This window comes from Shewanella sp. S1-49-MNA-CIBAN-0167, from assembly GCF_040310145.1.
Lineage (GTDB): Bacteria > Pseudomonadota > Gammaproteobacteria > Enterobacterales > Shewanellaceae > Shewanella > Shewanella psychromarinicola.
Genome location: NZ_JBEOPO010000035.1, coordinates 21,556 through 36,004, shown reverse-complemented (window position 1 = coordinate 36,004; position 14,449 = coordinate 21,556). Strand labels below are relative to the sequence as shown.

The following is a 14,449-nucleotide window of genomic DNA, read 5'->3' as shown; positions in this document are numbered from 1 at the left end:
CATGGGGCTGGTTTCATTGCGTAGCTTACCACCATCGATAAAGCAGTATTTGCTGATCACCGCTAATTATTGGGCATTTACCTTAACCGATGGCGCCTTGCGTATGCTGGTGGTGCTGTACTTTCATCAGCTAGGTTACAGCCCGTTAAATATTGCGATGTTGTTTTTGTTTTATGAAATCTTTGGGGTGATCACCAATCTTATTGGCGGTTGGTTAGGGGCAAGGCTTGGCCTTAATAACACCATGAATATTGGCTTAGGCCTGCAAATCGTGGCGTTAGCCATGCTAACCGTGCCTGCTGACATGCTCACAGTGGTTTACGTGATGGCAGCGCAGGCCTTGTCGGGTATCGCCAAAGATTTGAATAAAATGAGCGCCAAAAGTGCCATTAAAACTCTGGTGCCAGCAGATGCCGAGGGTAAGCTTTATCAGTGGGTGGCGCTGTTAACCGGTTCTAAAAATGCCTTAAAAGGGGTGGGGTTCTTTTTAGGTGGTGTGTTGCTTACGGGCTTGGGATTTAGAGGGGCTATTATGTTAATGGCCACGTTATTAGGCATTGTATGGTTATTTAGTTTAGTGACCTTAAAAGATGATTTAGGCAAAGCTAAAAACAAACCCAAATTCAAAGATATTTTTTCGAAAAGTCAGGCGATTAACTTACTGTCGGCGGCGCGGATGTTTTTGTTTGGCGCCAGAGATGTATGGTTTGTGGTGGCATTACCGGTATTTTTAGCCACAACCTTTGGCTGGGATCATTGGTGGGTTGGCGGCTTTATGGCTAGCTGGGTAATTGGTTATGGGATCGTACAATCTATTGCACCTTATTTCACCGGTAAACGGCAGGGCAAAGTGCCGAGCGGTCGAGCTGCATTTGCATGGGCAAGCTACTTATTACTGATCCCGGCGGCTATTGCTCTCACTCTGCATTTTGACTTTTATATCCAGGTAACATTAATAGCGGGTTTATTGTTATTTGGCGCGGTGTTTGCGATTAATTCATCACTGCACAGCTACTTAATCGTTAGCTACGCCAGCAGTGATGGAGTGTCACTGGATGTGGGTTTTTACTATATGGCTAATGCCATGGGACGGTTAATGGGTACAGTACTTTCAGGTTGGGTGTTTCAAGAATATGGCTTAGAAGCCTGTTTATGGATATCCAGTAGTTTTGTCGCTCTTGCTGCCTTAATTTCACTTAAGTTGCCTCATAAAGGGTAAGCCATTACAGCTAATAGATGCATTTTTGTTTACATATCGATATTTCGCTACCTAACCGTGATAGCCTGAAATCCTTACCGTATCATCGGTAAAAATTGCCTGCTCGACTATGGCTTCTTCATTATTGATCTTCTTACCTTAAATTAAAATATCTACAAATCATGGTCTTATAGTTTTTTGTTGAAGTTGGCACAATGTTAGCTTTAACTAACACATAGTCGTGGTGTGAATCGTTAATTTTGACGATAGAGATAAGATATTTGTGTCAACCGTCAGCGTAAATTCAACGCACATCACAATGTGAACCGTACACCAAGGAGGTTTTTATGTTGGGCTGGACATTAATGTTTTAGTTATAGCCGTTATAGCGGGTCTATTGGGTTTTACGGGTATTGCCGGTGCCGCAGCAGGTATCGCGAAAATTATTTTCTTTATTTTTATTGTGTTACTGGTGATTTCATTAGTAGCCAATGCGATTAGAGGCAAAGGTCCCCGAGCATAGTAGTTAACCTGATCTCTTAACTCGAGATAAGGTTAGCGATATAAAATTATTCGATTACAACCATCATCTTGGAGATGAATATGAAATTATTAAAATTACTGACAATGGCAAGCTTAATGGTGTTTTTAACCGCAGGTTTATCAGCCTGTTCAGATAACAAAGCTGAGAATGCTGGCGAGAAAGTGGATGAAATGATCCAAGATGCAGGTAATGCTGTTGAAGATGCATGTGAAGATGTAAAAGAAGGTATGAAAGCAGAAGATCCAGACTGTTAACTACCAAATCTATCTAATTAACTATTTTATCCGTTCAGAGCCATTAAGCTTTTTAGCTTAGGATTATTGATGTAGGGGTAATTGCCTTTACGCTAATGTAAGCTGAAGTGGAATACTTGAGTGACTGCCGCGAAGAGACCAGAGTGTTATTACAATAAGCATTAGCCCAAGCAGCACACATGTGCTGCTTTTCTATCGCAGGAGGACCCCCATGCTCAGCCGAATTCATATTAAATATTATTATACCCTTGGCGTATTATTGGCTTTGTGCTTATGTGTGGCGCTTCCTTACGTGGTACTTAAGCTCATTTTTGGCTGGATTGCATTGTCTTTGGGGCTGGTGAGTTCGGCGTATTGGGTTAATAGCGCAGGCATATTCCGTAAAAGCCAAGATGGCAGTATTCCTTGGTATATCAGTTGGAGTTTTATTCCATTTTTAATGGGTTGCCAAGTGTATAACGCTTGGGCGAGACAGCACGATAAAGTGCCCGCAATCCAAAAAATTGATAAGCAGTTGTATTTGGCTTGTCGATTGTTTCCGAGTGATATTAGCCTGCTTAAGGAAAGAAAAATTGATGCGATTTTGGATGTTACTGCCGAATTTGACGCATTAGAGTGGACCTTGGTTGATGAACATATCGCCTATTTAAATATTCCCGTATTGGATCACAGCGTGCCGACTGTCGCGCAGTTAAATCAAGCCATCAATTGGTTGCACACTCAAGTCGGTAACGGCAAAAATGTGGTGGTGCATTGTGCCTTAGGTCGAGGACGTTCTGTGTTGGTGTTAGCGGCTTATTTGGTGTGTCGTGATCAACACAGTGATTTTAGTGATGTGCTTAAATCCATTAATAATATTCGTCAAACGGCACGGTTAAATAAATGGCAGTTGGCTGCGGTAGAGAAAATGCATAGCCGGAACCAAATTAACATCCACAAACGCGCTTGGTTAATTGTTAACCCAGTGTCAGGTGGTGGCAAGTGGCATGATGAAGCTGATCATATAATCCAAACCTTGTCGGACTATTTTCAGCTTGAAGTGCTGCATACCGCCAAAGATAAGTCAGCTGGGCAACTCGCCGAACATGCCAAAAACAAGGGTGCGGATATTATTGTGGCCTGCGGTGGTGATGGCACAGTTAACGAGGTGGCATCGGTTATTGTCGATACTGATATTTTCTTAGGTATTATTCCGATGGGAACCACCAACGCACTAAGTCATACCTTATTTGGCGTAACCAGTAAGTTGGTTCCTGTGTCGCAAGCGCTTGATATTTTAATTCAAGGTCATTGTCAGCGAATTGATACCGCCATTTGTAATAATCAGTTGATGTTGTTGCTGGTGGGATTAGGCTTTGAGCAAAAAATGATTGAAAAAGCTGATCGTGACCGAAAAGATCAGCTAGGCCAGTGGGCATATCTTAATGGTTTGTGGGAGGCGATAGAAGAAAACCAACCATTGTCGATGAGGTTACAGCTTGATGGTGGTGAAATTCAAGTGATTAACACCACTAGCCTAGTGATTGCCAATGCTGCACCCTTTACCAGTTTGTTAGCACAAGGTAATGGTGAACCCAATATCACCGATGGCTTGTTAGACATTACTTGGATTGAGTCGAGTGAAGTATCACAACAACAATTATTGAGTATGACCGAGCTGCTATTTGCTGGCTTAACCGGAGCGCGTGAGGATGATCAAGTGAGTGGTATTCGGCATGTACAAGCCAAGAAAATCTACTTAAATACTGATTCGTCATGCCAATATGTGATTGACGGTGAGTTATTTGAATCTGAAGATCTGTGTATTAAAGTCAAGCCCAAGTCCCTAAAGGTGTTTATACCTAATGTCAGTAAACACCTTTAGCGAATGTTTGCTAAGTCGCTAGCTTTTGGTTGGGATAATTAATACCGCAAGCGGTTATTTTACTGCGTTGATATGTACTTGTATCTTGTTGTTAAGTGGCAGCTGAAGCGTGTTGTACAAGCGCAAACAGTGCCAGAAAAGGGGTCATCAGCATATCGACCACGGTTGCGCTGAAACGCACCGACAATCAACGGCTGGACGAGAGTATTAAGCCAAATACTCACTAATAATGCTTATTTTACCATGACAATACAATAACAGACTCGATGTTTCGCAAAAATGTAGACGACTGGTCTATTCTTGTTTATTCTGTCACTAAAATGGGAGGCCCTATGAACAAAAATATCACCAGTAAACAGTCGATTTGTGCCGTAGGCGAAAAGCTTTTTGCTTTGCATGGATACAGTGGCGTAGGCATTAAATTGATCCTCGATGAAGTCGGCATTCCTAAAGGTTCTTTTTACCATTATTTTGCCAGTAAAGAAGCGTTTGCAGCTGCCGTTGCCGAACATTATTTCCAACAACGCATTCAACCCATTGCGATTGATCCTAGTGCGAATTTTAAAGCCAATTTATCGACGCTATTGAATGGCTATCATCAACTCATTGATGAGCTTTTTAGTGGTCATCAGCCTCGCGGCTGTGTTATCGGTAACTTGATGGTTGAGGTGAGTCCACAATCACTATTATTGCATCAAACATTGACTCATCTTTACGATAAATGGTTAGGTTTATTGAGTGCACTTATTCAACAAGGTCAACAACAAGGGCATATTCGTGCCGACTTATCGGCATCAATATTAGCGAGTGTTTTTTGGTCAAACTGGCAAGGAACTATGCTACGCTCACAAATTAAAGCGGATAAAATAGCGACTAAACGGGCTTTAGTGCAGTGCATGCAAATGATGACTCGTTAAACGTCTATATCGGCAAGCGTGATTTTGATTGCTTATTGTGACACGTTTATATTTTGGGTGATTTTTCGGGTCTTGGAGTGGGTCGAATTGACTAAAGGATTATTAGTTGGTTGTGTAGTGGTGTTGTTGTCTGCGTGTGCGGCAAAGCCTCCTGTGGTTGCGCCTATACCTGTGGCGGTACCGCCTATGTTGCAACCGCCGCCAAAATGGAGCGAGTCAAACCTGCTAAGTTTTCATAACGAATGGAAAGGTACCCCTTATCGTTTAGGTGGGCTGAGTAAAAACGGTATTGATTGTTCAGGATTTGTGTATTTGGCTTACCTTAATATTGTCGGTGACAAATTACCTCGTACTGTAAACGCGCAGCGTATTATGGGTAAAGAGGTGCCGCGAGCTCAGTTGCAAACGGGCGATTTAGTGTTTTTTAAAACCACTCGAACCGTTCGCCATGTCGGTATTTACATGGGCAACAATCGTTTTTTACATGCCTCGACTAAAAAAGGGGTCAAAATTTCGAGTTTGAATAATATCTATTGGAAGCCGCGTTTTTGGTTTGCAACACGCTTAAAAAACCCAACGTTTGAGCAAAATATGTCGATAGCCAGTCTTGTTGATCATGTTCAACAGCAAGACAATTTATAATGCGCCATCAGCCTAATGAGCGGGTGCTCTTCAATGTGAATGTCGACATCGGTTATATTTTAAAGGGTTAGATTACCTAATGCTATTTCATCTAAGTTATTAATTTGTTTTAACTATTTATATTTTGGCATAAGGTTCATGTACAGCAGATGCTTGAGTTAGTGGCAGGGCAATAAAAAAGAGCTAACCCTAGGGTTAGCTCTTTTTTGTGATGATTGATCCCATTAGGTATTTAGTCGTGCGACTCGACTGGTTCAGCTAACTCGGCGTTATGTTTGCCACGCTTAGCCAGAGCATAGTAAAACAGTGGCGTGAGGATAAGGCCAAAAATAGTCACCCCAATCATGCCAGAGAATACTGCAACACCCATTGCTTGGCGCATTTCTGAACCTGGTCCGCTCGAGAATACCATAGGTACCACCCCCATAATGAAGGCAATCGAGGTCATTAAAATAGGCCGTAAACGTAAACGACCCGCTTCAAGTATCGCCTCTAATGGTTGCATGCCTTTGTCTTGTAACTCCTTGGCAAACTCAACAATCAGAATGGCGTTTTTGGTTGCCAGCCCCACCAGTACAATCAAACCAATCTGGGTAAAGATATTGTTATCGCCACCGTAGATAAGCACCCCTGTTAATGCTGACAATAGTGTCATTGGAATAATAAGAATAATGGCTAATGGCAAGGTTAAACTTTCATATTGCGCCGCTAATACCATAAACACTAATAAGATAATTAACGGATAAATATAGGTACCCGCATTACCGGCCAAAATCTGCTGGTAAGTGATCTCTGTCCACTCGTAAGTCATGCCATTGGGTAAGGTTTCTGCCAATATTTTTTCAATCGCAGCTTGTGCCTCACCAGAACTGTATCCTGGCGCAGCACCACCGTTAAGTTCTGCAGTGGTAAAACCGTTGTAATGCATGACTCGGTCAGGCCCGGATGTATTGGTCACATTAATAAATGAACCAATAGGCACCATTTCGCCTTGGTTGTTGCGTACTTTAAGTTGGGCTATTTGTTCTGGCGTTTGTCTAAACTGCTCATCGGCTTGCACCTTAACTTGATAAGTGCGGCCAAATTGGTTGAAGTCGTTGGCGTAAACCGAGCCCATGTAACCCTGTAATGTGGAAAACAATTCGTCTAACGACACCGATTGTTGTTTGGCTTTAGTACGATCAATGTTCACGTCAAGTTGTGGCACACTCACTTGATAACTCGAGAACACCCCCGCTAACTCTGGCGTTGCCCATGCTTTTTGCATCACTTCCATGGTCACTTTATACAACTCTTCATAACCGTAGTTTGCCCGGTCTTGAATTTGTAATCTAAAGCCACCAATGGTGCCTAAGCCTTGTACTGGCGGTGGTGGGAAAATCGCAATATACGCACCGTCAATGGCGGCAAACTGTTGATTTAACGCTGCTGCAATTGCGCCTGCTGATAATGATGGATCTTTGCGATCGGCAAAGTCATCCAACGGGGTAAACAAAATGGCGCTATTGGTGCTGTTAGTAAAGCCATTAATGCTTAAGCCTGGAAAGGCTACCGCATGGGCGACACCAGGTTGCGCTAAGGCAATTCGTGACATTTCTTTCACGACAGCTTCAGTGCGATCTAATGACGCGGCATCAGGCAATTGTGCAAAGGCGATAAGATATTGTTTATCTTGCCCTGGTACATAACCAGTAGGGGTGTTGGCAAATTGTAAGCCTGTTAAGCCGACTAAACCGATATAAATAATGCCGACAACCGCACCAAAACGGATGATCTTTTTAACCAGCCAACCGTAACCTTCAGACATGCGCGCAAACAGGCGATTAAATGGATTGAATAGCCAGCCTCCCAGCAGTTTATCCATGCCACGAGTAAGCACATCTTTTTTCTCGTGATGACCTTTAAGCAGTAATGCCGATAATGCAGGGCTCAGGGTTAACGAGTTAATCGCTGAAATAAAGGTGGAAATGGTGATCGTCAGCGCGAACTGCTTATAAAACTGGCCGGTTAAACCTGACATAAAGGCGGTTGGAATAAATACTGCTGCTAGAACCAGTGTGGTGGCGACAATCGGGCCGGTCACTTCTTTCATTGCCTTTTGGGTGGCAGCAGCAGGAGATAAACCGTCAGAGATATTTCGTTCAACGTTTTCAACCACCACGATAGCATCGTCAACGACAATACCGATGGCTAATACCAAACCAAATAATGATAAGGCATTCAGTGAGAAGCCCAATAGGTGCATAAAGGCAAAGGTACCCACAAGCGATACCGGAACGGCCACTAATGGAATAATGGATGCGCGCCACGTTTGTAAAAACAGTACCACGACGAGTACTACCAGCAATAAAGCTTCGAGCAGTGTTTGCACTACCGCTTTTATTGAACCGCGGACGAACACGGTTGGATCGTAGACGATGTCGTAGGTTAATCCTTCTGGAAATGCCTGAGACAATTCAGCCATTTTAGAACGGACATCATCAGATATTTGAATCGCGTTTGAACCCGATGCTTGGAAAACAGGTAGTGCAGCAGCGTCTTTATTGTCTAACATTGAACGTAGGGCATAAGTTGATGCGCCTAATTCAACCCGAGCAACATCCTTTAAACGGGTGATCTGACCTTCATCGCCCACTTTAATAATAATATTCTCGAACTCTTCAACGCTGGATAAACGACCTTTAACGTTGATCAATAATTGGAAATCACTGTCGCCACTAGGTTGTGCGCCTAGGCTTCCTGCTGCTGCTTGTTGGTTTTGCTCACGAATAGCGGCAACAATATTACTCGGAGATAAACTGATTGCTGCCACTTTATTAGGATCTAGCCATACACGCATACTGTAGTCACCTGCGCCAAATACGCGCACCGCCCCTACACCGGTAATTCGGGCTAATTCGTCTTTCACTTTCAATACCGCATAGTTAGACAGATATAACATGTCATAACGGTTATCGGGCGAGGTTAAATGCACCACCATGGTTAAACTCGGTGATGACTTTTCGGTCACAATACCTAAGCGTTGTACTTCTTCTGGTAAGCGAGGTTTTGCACGCTCTACACGGCTTTGCACTTGGGTTTGAGCTAAATCAACGTCAGTACCAATCGCAAAGGTGATGGTTAGCGTCATGCGGCCATCGGATGTGGCTTGTGAAGACATGTACAACATGTTTTCTACGCCGTTTATCTCTTGCTCAAGTGGTGAGGCAACCGTTTCGGCGATTACTTTTGGGTTGGCGCCTGGGTAGTTTGCCGTAACAACGACTGTTGGCGGTACTACCTCAGGGTATTCGGTGATCGGTAATTGCCATACCGCCAGCGCGCCTGAAATAAAGAACAGTAGCGACAGAACAGCGGCAAAAATCGGTCTTTTAATAAAAAATTGAGACAACATAGTGTAGTTTCCTTAACCTTGACTAGCGTCATCAGCAACTTGTGCTGTGAGAGGCTGGTTATCGAGGATTTGTTGCGCTTGATGCAAGGCTTCAAGCTGACCGTCACCTGCCATTTCGGTCAGGTTTGGCTCAATAGTGACGTTAGGACGTACTTTTTGCAGGCTGTTAACCACGATGGTGTCGTTAGGCGATAACCCTGCGGTAATAATACGCAAACCATGAAGTTTCGCTCCGAGGCTAACACCACGATATTCAAGGATATTTTTGTCGCTTACCACTAAGACAAACTTGTTGCTTAGGTCAGTCATAATGGCTTTGTCGTCAATTAAAATACGTTGATACGACTCGCTACCAGCAATGCTGATGCGAGCAAATAAGCCTGGAAGTAACTGATTGTCTTGATTAGCAAAGTTGGCTCTAACACGAATAGTACCGGTTTGTTGGTTTACTGCATTATCAACAAAGTCGATCACGCCTTGGTGATTAAAACTGGTTTCATTGGCAAGCGCCATAACCACGGCATTGTTACCTAAACGAGGATTCTGGCGTTTATTCTCGAACGATAAGGCCGCATATTTTAAATAGCTTTGCTCGTCGATATCGAAATAAGCGTACATATGCGATGTTGATACTAAACTGGTGAGATGTGTTTGTCCTGCCGTAACGAAGTTACCTGCGGTTTCGTTGGCATATGAAACACGACCCGTGATAGGAGCGGTAACATGGGTGTATTCAACGTTAAGTTGTGCGCGGGTTAATGCGGCGTTAACTGACGCAACCGCTGCCGCAGTTTGATGCATAGTAGAGCGACGAGTATCAATTAGCTCTTCTGATACCGCTTTTTGATAAAAAAGTTTATTTGCCCGTGCGTAGTCATTTTTAGCGAGTTGATTGGCCGATAGAGCACTGGTTAATTCTGCTTTAAGGCGTTCATATTCAGCAATAAAAACACTCGAGTCGATGGTAAATAACACATCGCCTTTTTGCACTAGCGCGCCTTCTTTAAAGTTAATCGATTCAATATAGCCCGATACGCGAGGCACTAAAGTGACCTTTTCAGGGGCTTGTAAGCGTCCGGTAAATTGATCCCACTCGGTAATGCGCTCATAAAGCACGTTAGCAACATCTACCTTAGGCGCTGCAGATGTATTGGCTTGTTGTGCAGGTTGTTCGCCGCACGCCACTAATAGCAATGCCGTTAGGCTGACTAATAAAGTGGTTTTAATTGATGTTAACGTCTTCATGGTGCGGTCCTTTAATCAATAGCATTTACGTTTGTTTCAGCAGGCTATAGGGTCGTTATATTGGTGTGCGGATTAATTTTATACCGATAGGTAAAAAATGTTCTGTACCGAACGGTAATATATAGATTAAAATAACCCTGTCAATGACTTTTGTACCGACAGGTATTAAATTATTTTGACAAGAGGTTCAATTAGCGGGAAGATAAAGTAACATCACTACTTACAAGGTGATTTGTTGCGATGAAATAGCGTTAATCAATACTTGTTCAATTGTTATAATTGCGACAAATCTGCACAATATTAACCCTAAGATGGCTTAATATTATGCTAAAGTATGCGGGTTATTTGTCATTAGAAAGCCAGTTAAGTTTCTGATAAGTAAAGCTGCGTTAATATATGAGGTACTATTTATGACAATCACAAAAGCAGCTTGCGTTGGTCGCCCTCGTGGGTTCGATATCGACTTAGCATTAGAGCAAGCGCTTAATGTTTTCTGGCGTCATGGATATGAAGGGACTTCTTTAAACGAGCTAACCGAGGCAATGGGGATCAAGAAGCCTAGCCTGTATGCCGCATTTGGTAATAAAGAGCAGCTATTTTTAAAAGCCATCGATTTATACGAAAACCGCCCAGATTCATTATTTAATACGGCTTTTAAACATCAATATGTTGCTGATGTGGTTCGCGGCTTATTGCTTGGCGCTGCAGCCAAGTTTACTGACTGTAGCCACCCTCAAGGTTGCGCATTAATTAACAGCACCCTTTCATGTAGTGAGGCGAGCGAGTCTATTAAACAAGCTGTTTTAGAGCGCAAAGCGCAACATAAGCTCCAGTTGATTGCCCGATTTGAGCAAGCCAAGCATCAAGGTGAATTAAATGCAGATTGTCAGCCTGAAGTGTTAGCGCGATTCATTAGCACCTTGTTTCAGGGAATGTCGATTCAAGCATCAGAAGGGGCAAGCATTGAAGAGTTGCAGCAAGTCGCTAGCATGGCGATTGCAGGTATTTTGATTTTATACGTCAATCCTAAGTAGCTTATTCAGTAGCTTATTCAGTAGCTTATTAACTCGGTTACTAAGGCTAGCCATTCAGTAAATCAATTGATACTGTAATTTTCACCGTATCTTTTACCGTCTCAATCTTCTCTCAATATTGACTCTTTTGTTTGTTACTCCTTGTTCATATAGCCCTAACAGCCGCTGCTGGTAATACTGTAAAACGTCGGTTCGGTGGTATTCGTTGAATCAACATTGTAAAGCAAGCTACTGTTACCCGTATTGCCATATCCTTTAGGGTAAATATGCATGGTTTTTCCTGGATCATTAAATAATCCCCAGTCCGCGGTAATCTCATCTTGTGCACCAGTCATCACTTCAAAAGAACCGTCAATAGCCGCTGCTACATTGGCTGGTGAAGATGTAATGTAGCCCACAGTGGTGCTAATCGGTGTGCCATTAACTGCCACCGAACCGGGTTCGAGCTTTTCTTGACCAGTTAATACTGCTTTAGAATACACTAAGGTATTGGCCGACTTTAACGCCCCTTGCAAACCATTTAAATTGGCGATAAGCGCATCACTTTTTAGGTTAATAAACTTCGGCGCAGCTACCACAGCCAAAATACCTAAAATAATGATCACTACAACTAGCTCGATAAGGGTAAAGCCGCGCTGTCGATTAGTATGCATATTGTGATCTCGTTTTTATAGTCATCAGCAACCTAGCATGTAAACTAAGCCGAACTAAAAAGGTAATATAGGATAAATACTCTATTAGACGAAGTCATTGTTTATACTGAAACAGTGATCTATTTATCGATCTGTTATTTTGTGAACTTGCATTTATTTGGTAGATTGTCGGTCTATAAGTGCATTATTGATTTAACCTCAACTCTAGCTGAGATTGATTTACCCACATTAGGGAAAGATAACCATGAGCAAAGCTAAAATAGGCATCGTTACCGTGAGCGATCGTGCCAGCGCGGGTATATATGAAGATTTGTCGGGCAAAGCTATTATTGATGTATTAACTGAATACTTAACCTCTGAATGGGAACCTGTTTACAAGGTGATCCCAGATGAGGGTGACGTTATTGAAGCCACATTAATTGATTTAGCCGACAACCAAGATTGTTGTTTAATCGTGACCACTGGTGGAACGGGTCCTTCCAAACGCGATGTTACCCCAGAAGCTACCGAAGCTGTGTGCGATAGAATGATGCCAGGCTTTGGTGAACTCATGCGCGCCGAGTCATTAAAGTTTGTACCAACTGCTATTTTATCACGTCAAACTGCAGGATTACGCGGCGATTCGCTGATTGTCAATTTGCCCGGTAAACCTAAGTCTATTCGCGAATGTTTAGATGCGGTATTCCCAGCCATTCCATACTGTATCGACTTAATGGATGGACCGTTTTTGGTGTGTGACGAAGCAGTGATCAAGCCATTTAGACCTAAAGCTAAGTAATTAAAAAAATTCAGTTTCTGCTATGTTAAAGCGTGTCGTGAGGATAAAAAGACCCATACGATACGCTTTATAACCATTATGATGTGGAGGTAAAGGTATTTATATCCTATTTGATAATAGAAAATTAGAGGCATAGGTGTAAAATATAGATCTAAATATTGAAGGACTAAATCGTGAAAGCAAGGATGTTTTATGAGTAATACCTCTGCAATACCAAGTGGTCTTGCAATACATATTGTTGAGAAGCGTATGGCGGTCAATGTATTGATCCTTGCGCTATACAACATGCCAACAAAAGAAACCTTTGAGCATTTTAAATTTGTTAACTCTCATCTAATCGATGGCTTTGCTAAGCCTGGTCAAATCGTTTTAATTTCTCCTTTAAATACATTTGAGTGCACAATAGAAGAACAAGAGTTTCAAAAGTATGCGTTGGTTATTGATAAAAAGTTGAGAGAGCTTGATGAGATTGAAAAAGAAGTTTTGGCCAAGCGGTACGACTTACTCAGTAATGTTGCTAAATATAACGGCTTATTATTAGGCGTAGCTAATAACACTTGGAACTCGCATGTTAGCTTTGTAAAGGAGAACTTAAAAAATTTAGAGCAGACGTATGTTAAGACTTATAACGCAAAAGGTAACTTGAGGTCTCCTGAGTTTCAACATCGAAGGAAGGTTATCTTTTCTAATTTAAAGAATGCTTTAAGACGCTTTGGTCAGCCCGCGTTTGGTGAAAATTTAATGCCAGGAGATATTCGAACTCAATTAGGTTTAAGTAGCAAAAGTTTAATTAGACGTTGGGATAAAATGGGCGGACATGCTCAAAATATTCCTATTTTTGCTGAACATTATAAAACTGTAGCGAATATGGCAAAAAACTTAAAGCGTGTTGGATATGTAGGCGTTGTATTAACGGGTGTTGAGGCAACAGCAAATATCCAACGAGCTTGTCTTGAAGGTACAGGTCTTGAGTGTACTAAAGCTAAATATGTTGAGACGGGCAAAGGCGCTGGATCTATTGTCGGGGGCGCTGGCGGTGGTTTTATTGCAAGTTATGGTTTATGTTCAATTGTTTTTGGTCTTCCTAGTGGCGGGACTAGTTTACTATGGTGTGGGATAGTCGCCGGTGGTGTTGGAGGATATTTTGGGGCGAAGCATGGGGGTCATTATATAGGAGATAAAGCAGAACTTTTGTACGAGGTGATAGAAAAATAATGTCAATAACAGATCTTATAGGGCTTTTATTAGGTGGCAGCTTTGTATTTTTAGGTTTATTTGTTTTGTTGCCTATGTTGTTATATATATACAAAAAACGTATTAAGTCAGTTGAAGGGATATTAGAAAATGGACGTGAATATTTCTCATTAAACATCTTTTTAACAGGACATGGAACGCTTCATTATGCGAGTGTTTTTATGTTTGATTGGTATGCAAAGCGGTATAATTTATTTCATTTAAAAGATTGTGTACCAACTAAAATAACACGTATTTTTAAAGTTTATTATATCATTTTTATGATTGATTCACTCTGTTTTGTTACTATGGTTATTTTAGATTACATATATCCAACTATAAAATAATTTTATGATGGGAATTTAATATTTAGATCTAATATTATCTGAGTATGATAGTTATCCAGGATTTTTAACAGATAAAATTTTTATTATCAAGTTTTTTGATGATTATTTTGACTTCTCCTTTATTATATAAGTATTACTTTAAAAGCGTATAGAAAAATTTAGAGGAAGGGCCTTTTTTATTCATTGAATGTTTTTATGTTGGATTTTGAACATTATATTTATATTTATTGGCATACTAAACGTTATAAATTATTTGAGTTAAGGCATGAAATCCCTCTAAACGTACAATGGCAATTCAAGCTTTTTCATTGTTTTCATGTCTAATTGCATATGTGCTGTTATTGCT

At 41.6% G+C, this 14,449-nt stretch carries 12 protein-coding genes and 1 pseudogene; 10 read left to right on the top strand and 3 right to left on the bottom strand.

All coding sequences use genetic code 11. From position 1 onward, the window contains the following. Position 1 precedes the first annotated feature (1 nt). The 6 genes and pseudogenes from arsJ (at position 2) to AAEZ00_RS15815 (ending at position 5,419) form a co-directional block, all read left to right on the top strand. Positions 2 to 1,219 (top strand): organoarsenical effux MFS transporter ArsJ, encoded by a 1,218-nt coding sequence (arsJ, locus tag AAEZ00_RS15840; RefSeq protein WP_351075396.1) that lies wholly within the window; start codon positions 2 to 4, stop codon positions 1,217 to 1,219. Positions 1,220 to 1,545: 326 nt separating this feature from the next. Next, positions 1,546 to 1,721 (top strand): annotated as a pseudogene (locus AAEZ00_RS15835) (DUF1328 family protein). A gap of 80 nt (positions 1,722 to 1,801) precedes the next feature. Further along, a complete protein-coding gene (locus AAEZ00_RS15830) occupies positions 1,802 to 1,996 on the top strand; it encodes a hypothetical protein (RefSeq protein WP_101033394.1) in 195 nt (64 codons plus the stop codon). Between the two features lie 211 nt (positions 1,997 to 2,207). Continuing rightward, positions 2,208 to 3,860, top strand: coding sequence for a diacylglycerol kinase family protein (locus AAEZ00_RS15825; protein ID WP_124012890.1), 1,653 nt, complete (start codon positions 2,208 to 2,210; stop codon positions 3,858 to 3,860). A gap of 332 nt (positions 3,861 to 4,192) precedes the next feature. Beyond that, entirely contained in the window at positions 4,193 to 4,777 is a 585-nt protein-coding gene (locus AAEZ00_RS15820) for a TetR/AcrR family transcriptional regulator (RefSeq protein WP_351089043.1), read from the top strand. 87 nt (positions 4,778 to 4,864) lie between these two features. Continuing rightward, the gene (locus tag AAEZ00_RS15815) at positions 4,865 to 5,419 is read left to right on the top strand and encodes a C40 family peptidase (protein WP_351089041.1); all 555 of its coding nucleotides are present in this window, start codon (positions 4,865 to 4,867) and stop codon (positions 5,417 to 5,419) included. Between the two features lie 232 nt (positions 5,420 to 5,651). On the opposite strand, the gene AAEZ00_RS15810 is transcribed toward AAEZ00_RS15815, so the two are convergent. Next, the gene (locus tag AAEZ00_RS15810) at positions 5,652 to 8,813 is read right to left on the bottom strand and encodes an efflux RND transporter permease subunit (protein WP_351089039.1); all 3,162 of its coding nucleotides are present in this window, start codon (positions 8,811 to 8,813) and stop codon (positions 5,652 to 5,654) included. A 12-nt stretch (positions 8,814 to 8,825) separates the two neighbouring features. Further along, a complete protein-coding gene (locus AAEZ00_RS15805; RefSeq protein WP_124012887.1) occupies positions 8,826 to 10,058 on the bottom strand; it encodes an efflux RND transporter periplasmic adaptor subunit in 1,233 nt (410 codons plus the stop codon). A 410-nt stretch (positions 10,059 to 10,468) separates the two neighbouring features. Between AAEZ00_RS15805 and AAEZ00_RS15800 the strand changes: the two genes are divergently transcribed. Then, positions 10,469 to 11,092, top strand: coding sequence for a TetR/AcrR family transcriptional regulator (locus tag AAEZ00_RS15800; RefSeq protein ID WP_124012886.1), 624 nt, complete (start codon positions 10,469 to 10,471; stop codon positions 11,090 to 11,092). Between the two features lie 155 nt (positions 11,093 to 11,247). On the opposite strand, the gene AAEZ00_RS15795 is transcribed toward AAEZ00_RS15800, so the two are convergent. Further along, positions 11,248 to 11,745, bottom strand: coding sequence for a prepilin-type N-terminal cleavage/methylation domain-containing protein (locus AAEZ00_RS15795; protein ID WP_124012885.1), 498 nt, complete (start codon positions 11,743 to 11,745; stop codon positions 11,248 to 11,250). A 244-nt stretch (positions 11,746 to 11,989) separates the two neighbouring features. Here AAEZ00_RS15795 and mog point away from each other — a divergent pair, with 244 nt between their 5' ends. The 3 genes from mog (at position 11,990) to AAEZ00_RS15780 (ending at position 14,103) form a co-directional block, all read left to right on the top strand. Continuing rightward, on the top strand, positions 11,990 to 12,523 hold the full coding sequence (mog, locus tag AAEZ00_RS15790) for a molybdopterin adenylyltransferase (RefSeq protein ID WP_101033387.1): 534 nt from the start codon (positions 11,990 to 11,992) through the stop codon (positions 12,521 to 12,523). Positions 12,524 to 12,715: 192 nt separating this feature from the next. Beyond that, the gene (locus AAEZ00_RS15785) at positions 12,716 to 13,738 is read left to right on the top strand and encodes a hypothetical protein (protein ID WP_124693458.1); all 1,023 of its coding nucleotides are present in this window, start codon (positions 12,716 to 12,718) and stop codon (positions 13,736 to 13,738) included. Beyond that, complete coding sequence (locus AAEZ00_RS15780) at positions 13,738 to 14,103, top strand: hypothetical protein (protein WP_124012882.1); 366 nt, start codon at positions 13,738 to 13,740, stop codon at positions 14,101 to 14,103. Before AAEZ00_RS15785 ends, AAEZ00_RS15780 begins: the two co-directional genes overlap by 1 nt. Positions 14,104 to 14,449 lie beyond the last annotated feature (346 nt).

Coding starts and splice junctions, on each gene's coding strand:
- arsJ (WP_351075396.1), top strand. CDS start 2: ATGGGGCTGGTTTCATTGCGTAGCTTACCACCATCGATAAAGCAGTAT.
- AAEZ00_RS15830 (WP_101033394.1), top strand. CDS start 1,802: ATGAAATTATTAAAATTACTGACAATGGCAAGCTTAATGGTGTTTTTA.
- AAEZ00_RS15805 (WP_124012887.1), bottom strand. CDS start 10,058: ATGAAGACGTTAACATCAATTAAAACCACTTTATTAGTCAGCCTAACG.
- AAEZ00_RS15825 (WP_124012890.1), top strand. CDS start 2,208: ATGCTCAGCCGAATTCATATTAAATATTATTATACCCTTGGCGTATTA.
- AAEZ00_RS15780 (WP_124012882.1), top strand. CDS start 13,738: ATGTCAATAACAGATCTTATAGGGCTTTTATTAGGTGGCAGCTTTGTA.
- AAEZ00_RS15800 (WP_124012886.1), top strand. CDS start 10,469: ATGACAATCACAAAAGCAGCTTGCGTTGGTCGCCCTCGTGGGTTCGAT.
- AAEZ00_RS15810 (WP_351089039.1), bottom strand. CDS start 8,813: ATGTTGTCTCAATTTTTTATTAAAAGACCGATTTTTGCCGCTGTTCTG.
- AAEZ00_RS15795 (WP_124012885.1), bottom strand. CDS start 11,745: ATGCATACTAATCGACAGCGCGGCTTTACCCTTATCGAGCTAGTTGTA.
- mog (WP_101033387.1), top strand. CDS start 11,990: ATGAGCAAAGCTAAAATAGGCATCGTTACCGTGAGCGATCGTGCCAGC.
- AAEZ00_RS15785 (WP_124693458.1), top strand. CDS start 12,716: ATGAGTAATACCTCTGCAATACCAAGTGGTCTTGCAATACATATTGTT.
- AAEZ00_RS15820 (WP_351089043.1), top strand. CDS start 4,193: ATGAACAAAAATATCACCAGTAAACAGTCGATTTGTGCCGTAGGCGAA.